This is a genomic window from Oleiagrimonas sp. (genome assembly GCF_027858935.1).
Classification (GTDB): Bacteria; Pseudomonadota; Gammaproteobacteria; order Xanthomonadales; family Rhodanobacteraceae; genus Oleiagrimonas.
Genome location: NZ_JAQIBU010000280.1, coordinates 1 through 5,252 on the forward strand (window position 1 = coordinate 1; position 5,252 = coordinate 5,252).

At 65.0% G+C, this 5,252-nt stretch carries 4 protein-coding genes, 1 pseudogene and 1 riboswitch; of the genes and pseudogenes, 2 read left to right on the forward strand and 3 right to left on the reverse strand.

The features are described 5' to 3' along the window. Positions 1-462 (forward strand): annotated as a pseudogene (locus tag PF446_RS10390) (amino acid transporter); the annotation flags it as partial. A 226-nt stretch (positions 463-688) separates the two neighbouring features. Here the strand turns inward: PF446_RS10390 and PF446_RS10395 are convergent. The 3 genes from PF446_RS10395 to PF446_RS10405 all read right to left on the reverse strand — a co-directional run bounded on the left by PF446_RS10395 (position 689) and on the right by PF446_RS10405 (position 4,100). Further along, positions 689-1,786, reverse strand: a complete 1,098-nt coding sequence (locus tag PF446_RS10395) for a homoserine dehydrogenase (protein ID WP_298071353.1) — start codon at positions 1,784-1,786, stop codon at positions 689-691. Then, positions 1,783-2,973, reverse strand: a complete 1,191-nt coding sequence (metB, locus tag PF446_RS10400; RefSeq protein ID WP_298071356.1) for a cystathionine gamma-synthase — start codon at positions 2,971-2,973, stop codon at positions 1,783-1,785. Before metB ends, PF446_RS10395 begins: the two co-directional genes overlap by 4 nt. A gap of 101 nt (positions 2,974-3,074) precedes the next feature. After that, a complete protein-coding gene (locus PF446_RS10405) occupies positions 3,075-4,100 on the reverse strand; it encodes a homoserine O-succinyltransferase (protein WP_298071354.1) in 1,026 nt (341 codons plus the stop codon). Between the two features lie 81 nt (positions 4,101-4,181). Beyond that, a riboswitch (SAM riboswitch) is annotated at positions 4,182-4,298 on the reverse strand. 385 nt (positions 4,299-4,683) lie between these two features. Here PF446_RS10405 and PF446_RS10410 point away from each other — a divergent pair. Next, positions 4,684-5,252, forward strand: a 569-nt coding sequence (locus PF446_RS10410; RefSeq protein ID WP_298071355.1) for a fatty acid desaturase, incomplete at its 3' end; no start/stop codon positions are given.

A 5,252-nucleotide genomic window follows, 5' to 3' on the forward strand; every position in this document is an offset into this window, starting at 1 on the left:
CTGAAGGGCTTGTCACTGATCTCGGCGGTCGCGTTCATCATGTCGGCCGAACTGCTGTACTGGGCCAAGTGGCCACTGACCGGACAGATCATCCTGCTGATCGTGATCGCATTGCCGCTGTATTTCTACTACATGGCCAAAGGCGGCTGGCATGACTTCGGCCGGCAGTTGAAGGGCGCCTGGTGGCTGGTGTTCTATCTGGTCGCACTGGCTGTGGTCTCGCGCATCGGCAGATCGCAGTTCGGCGGCCTGGGCTACATTCCCTACGGATGGGATCTTGCCGTGGTCGCGGTGATCGGCCTGGCATTCTTCCTGTGGGGCGTGAAGTCCGGCTGGCGTACACCGTCCATCGAGGCCATCCAGATCGGGGAAGCCGAGGGCACGGTCGATCTGGACCTACCGCTCATCCCGCCCGAGGAAGACGAAGCCGAACGCATTACCGAGAGTCACCATCCGCATTGACCCTCGGGCTTCGGCAGCGCATCGGTCCACCCTCCAGAAAACGCACCGTCACGGCGGTGCGTTTTCGTTGGTGTGTCCCCGAGGCGCTTGCAGCACGCTGCCGCTCTCACGGAGCGAAGATGGTGGTCCATCCAGCCTCTGCAGCTTGCAGATGTGGCTGGAGTTCCGGTGGAAGTGATCCTGCAACTCGCCACGACAGCACCGGATGCAGCTGGATGGCTGCATCTCAGGCAAGCGGACGAATGATTTCCAGGATATCGCCCAGCAAGGCCTGCGCGGTGACTTCGGCGCCCGCGCCCGGGCCCTGGATGACCAGCGGCTGGACGTTGTAGCGCGAGGTGGTCAGGGCGAACTGGTTGTCGGTGCCCGAGAGCGGCGCGGCCGGATGGCCCGGCTGCACGATGCGCAACCCGACACGGGCGCGGCCATGCCGGTCCAGTTGGGCCAGATAGCGCAGCATGCCGCCCTGTGCGAGGGCTTCGGCGTGGCGCGCCGCAAGCGACTCGTCCAGCTCGTGCACGCGCTCGAGGAAGACCTCCAGCGGCAGCGAGCGCAGCGCTTCGGGTACCAGGTTCTCCACCTCGACGTCGCCGGATTCGAGCGCGAATCCGGCGCTGCGCGCCAGGATCAGCAGCTTGCGTGCCACATCCTGGCCGGAAAGGTCGTCGCGCGGGTCCGGCTCGCTGTAGCCCAATTCGCGCGCCCGGCAAAGCAGGACCGAAAACGGAACTCGACCGTCGTACTCGCTGAACAGCCATGACAGCGAACCGGAAAACACGCCTTCCAGCGCCAGAAGCTCATCGCCGCCCGCGCGCAGGCGTCGCAGGGAGGAAAGCACGGGAAGACCGGCACCCACGGTAGCTGCATCGCCATACTGGCTGCCACTGTGCTGCAATGCGGCGCGCAGTGCATTCCAGCCGGCCAGATTGCCGCCGGACGCCGATTTGTTGGCCGTGACCACGTGATAGCCATGCGAGAGCCAGTGAGCATGGGTGCCAGCCAGGGTCTCGCTGGCGGTGGCATCGACCACCACTTTGACGCGGGCAGGGCTGGCATCCAGCGCCGCCAGCAGGGCCTGGTTGTCGCGGGCCTCTCCCCCGGTGCGCAAGCGCTCGCGAATGCGGCTATCGGCCAGCTGATCGGGCTGGGTCTGCTGCCAGCGTGAATTGGCTGCGCCCACCAGGTGCACCGAAGATCCCGCTGGCGTGTTGAGCAGACGAAGCCAGGCGCCGCCGACCACGCCCGTGCCGAGCAGGACCACGGCACGATCAAGCTTTGCCGATCGCTGCACATGCCCGGCTGCATGTTCGACCGCAACGTTCATGCAGTCACCACGGCACGTCGTTGAGAGGCCACCAGTGCGCGATCCAGGCCAGCCTTGAGATCGCGCGCCAGGTCGTGCGCATCCTCGATGCCCACCGAGACACGCAGCAGGGTATCGGCGATACCGGCCGTATGCCGGGCCTCGGCACTCATGGAGGCATGCGTCATGGTGGCGGGGTGCGCGACCAGACTCTCCACGCCGCCGAGCGACTCGGCCAGCGAGAACAAGTCCAGCCCGTCGAGAAAAGCACGGATCGCGGCTTCGCCGCCCTCCAGTTCAAAACTGAGCATGGCGCCAAAGCCCGACTGCTGGCGGGCCGCCAGCGCGTGTTGCGGATGGCTTTCGAGCCCCGGGTAGTAGACGGTACGCACAGCCTCGTGTGTGCCCAGGAGCGCGGCAAGATGTACCGCGTTTTCCTGGTGCACGCGCAGGCGGGCACCCAGGGTGCGCAGACCGCGCAGCGTCAGGTAGCTGTCAAATGGCGCACCCGTGAGTCCGATGCAGTTGGCCCACCACTTCACCTGCTCGGCCAGCTCGGGTGTACGTGCGACCACGGCACCGCCGACCACGTCGCTGTGGCCGTTGATGTACTTGGTGGTCGAGTGGATCACCAGGTCTGCGCCCAGCGTCAGGGGCTGCTGAAGCGCCGGGGACAGGAAGGTGTTGTCGACCAGGCACAGCGCGCCGGCTGCATGCGCGGCCTGCGCCACGTGACGGATGTCGGTGATGCGCAGCAGCGGATTGGATGGGGTTTCCACCCAGACCAGGTCCGGCTTCGCGGCCAGGCCCCTGGCCAGGGCCGCAGGATCGGTAAGGTCGGCGAAGTCGACCTGGAAGCGTCCTTTCCCGGCCCACGCATCCAGCAGTCTCCAGCTGCCACCGTAGCAATCATGCGCCGCCAGCACGCGACCGCCTGCAGGAACCAGCTCCAGGACAAGTGCCACCGCGGCCATGCCGCTGGCGGTCACTACCGCGCCGGCACCTTGTTCCAGTTCGGCCAGCGCCTCGGCCAACTGGTCGCGGGTGGGATTGCCGCTGCGTGAATAGTCATAGGTCCGCTTCTGCCCGAAGCCCTCGAAACTGTAGTTTGTCGACAAGTGCAACGGGGGCACGATCGCGCCATGTTGGGTATCGGATTCGATCCCGGCACGAACGGCTCGGGTGGCAGTGGTGGACTCGGTGCTCATGTCGCTCTCCGGATCAAGCGGTTGCAGACGTTTGCGCGGTGGCGTGGCGTTTGCATGAAGTGTGATATCGCGAACTGTCGCGCTCGCGTGGGTTTTCGTGCTCACGGTGACTGCAGGAACTCGCGCAGCAGCGGGGCGAGCTGCGCGGTCTCCTTGAGGAAGGCATCGTGGCCATACGGCGATTCGATGACCGACAGCGACGCGCCGCTGCCGAGCCCGCGCTGCAGGGCGCACAAGTCGGCCAGGGGCACCACGCGGTCCGAAGCAATGCCGATCAGGCTGACCGGCACCTTGATCTGCGCCGGCTGGACGCTGTGAAGATCGATCGACTCAGAAAGTGACAGGTAGCGCCGCGCATCGAAGCGTTCCACGAAACGGGCGCCGGCATGCGCCAGCCAATCCTCGGCGGGAAGGTGGAAACGACCGTCGCGAAACTCTGCATCGCCCGAAAATCGTTGGCGGAACTCTTCGCTGCCGCGATAGGTCGTCATGGCCAACTGGCGCGCCAGCGAGAGGGCTTCGTCGACGTGGCCGGTTTCCAGACCAAACCGGACCATGTTGCGCTGTACCGCACGCTGGGCGCCGGCCAGCGGATCGGCACGATGCGCCCCGGCAATCGCCAGCAAACGTCCCAGGCGCCGTCCATGCCGGGCCGCAAAGGCCAAGCCGACCATGCCGCCATAGGATGCACCGACATAGGCATGCACTCGCTCGATATGCAATGCATCCAGCAATCCGGCCAGTGCCTCGGCCTGATCGAAACTGCTGACCGCAGGTGCATCCAGGTCTCCTGCTGCCAACCAGTCAATGGCCAGCACCTGGTACTGGCGCAGATCGATGGCGTATCCCGCACCCACCTGTTCCTGCCACCAGCCCTGCCCGGCATGTTCAGCCGAGGAACAGGCGTCCCGTCCCGCCGAGATGCCACCCTGGACCACGACCACGGGCGCATGGGCTGCACCGATGCGCAGGAAGTTGACGCACACTTCTCGTGACGTCTGCGCATGCTGAGGTAGCAGACGAATCAGACGGCTGGAGCGCTCGCAGACCTGGCTTGGCGCATGAAGCTGCTGCGCGGCTGAGGCCGGGTCCTGTGAAGCCGCATATGCGGTCGCGTGAAAAGTCATTGCCTTGGCTCCAGATACCGGTACAACCCTGCGCGGTGCTGGAGCGTCGGATCGCGCCGGATCGAAGGATCGGCGCGGTTCGACTCATCTCTCGGCAAGCGCTCTTGCGCCCCGCAGGAGTTGGCACCGTGCGAACCTTTCGATTCGCGGGTTGCCCCGGCGTCAAAGGGCCTGCCCCTCAGCCGGTCTCGATGAGTGTTGGATAGGACGTTATCCCTGTCAGGACCTAGTGTCAATAGACGTCTATACGTCCAGACATCCAGATTCGGCATTATTTTTCCATCATGGGTGTTTCTGCGACTCGCAATGGTTGCGCCTCCGCGAAGAAGCCGGCAGGCTGAGTCCGCGGGCAGCAGGGGCGTTCAGGATCTTGCGGAACGGTCCTCCCTGCAGGACAAGTCGCAGGCAGGAAAGTGGAGCCCTGGCCATGAAACGCACCTTTTCTGGCACGGAGTCGTCTGCGATGCCGCAACCGCCCGTGCGGCCTTCCTGAACGGCAGGGGGTGGTCGATGGCCTTCCCATCGGGTCGCAACAGGCACACCCCCCTGGATGCGCTACCCTGTGGACCCGGTTTTACACGGCATGTCGATGACCACAAACGCGCCAAGGGAACACGGTCGCAAGGTCGATTCACCGCCCCTGGAAAGTACCAGCGGGCAGCTGAAATTCAGCGGGGACAACCGCTTCCATCGCGAGCTCAGGCGCCGGGTCGACGAAGTCTTCCGTCGCCGGGGGCAGGATCCGCGTGACAGCGGCAGAATGTACCTGAAGACCGCCATCATCCTGGTCACTTTTGCCCTGGTCTATGTCGCACTGGTTTTCTTTGCGACCAGCTGGTGGCAGGCATTGCCGCTTGGCGTGCTGTTGGGCGTGGCCACGGCCGGGATCGGGTTCAACATCATGCACGACGGCGGACACCAGGCCTACTCCAGACGCCGCTGGGTCAACCGCCTGATGGCCACGACGCTGGACCTGGTCGGCGGCAGCTCCTATATCTGGCAGTGGAAGCATGCACGGTTCCACCACACCTGGACCAATGTCGATGGCCATGACAGCGACATTGACCTTGGCGTGCTGGCACGTCTTTCGCCCCAGCAGCGCTGGCGCCCATGGCATCGCTGGCAGCACATCTACCTTTGGGCCCTCTACGC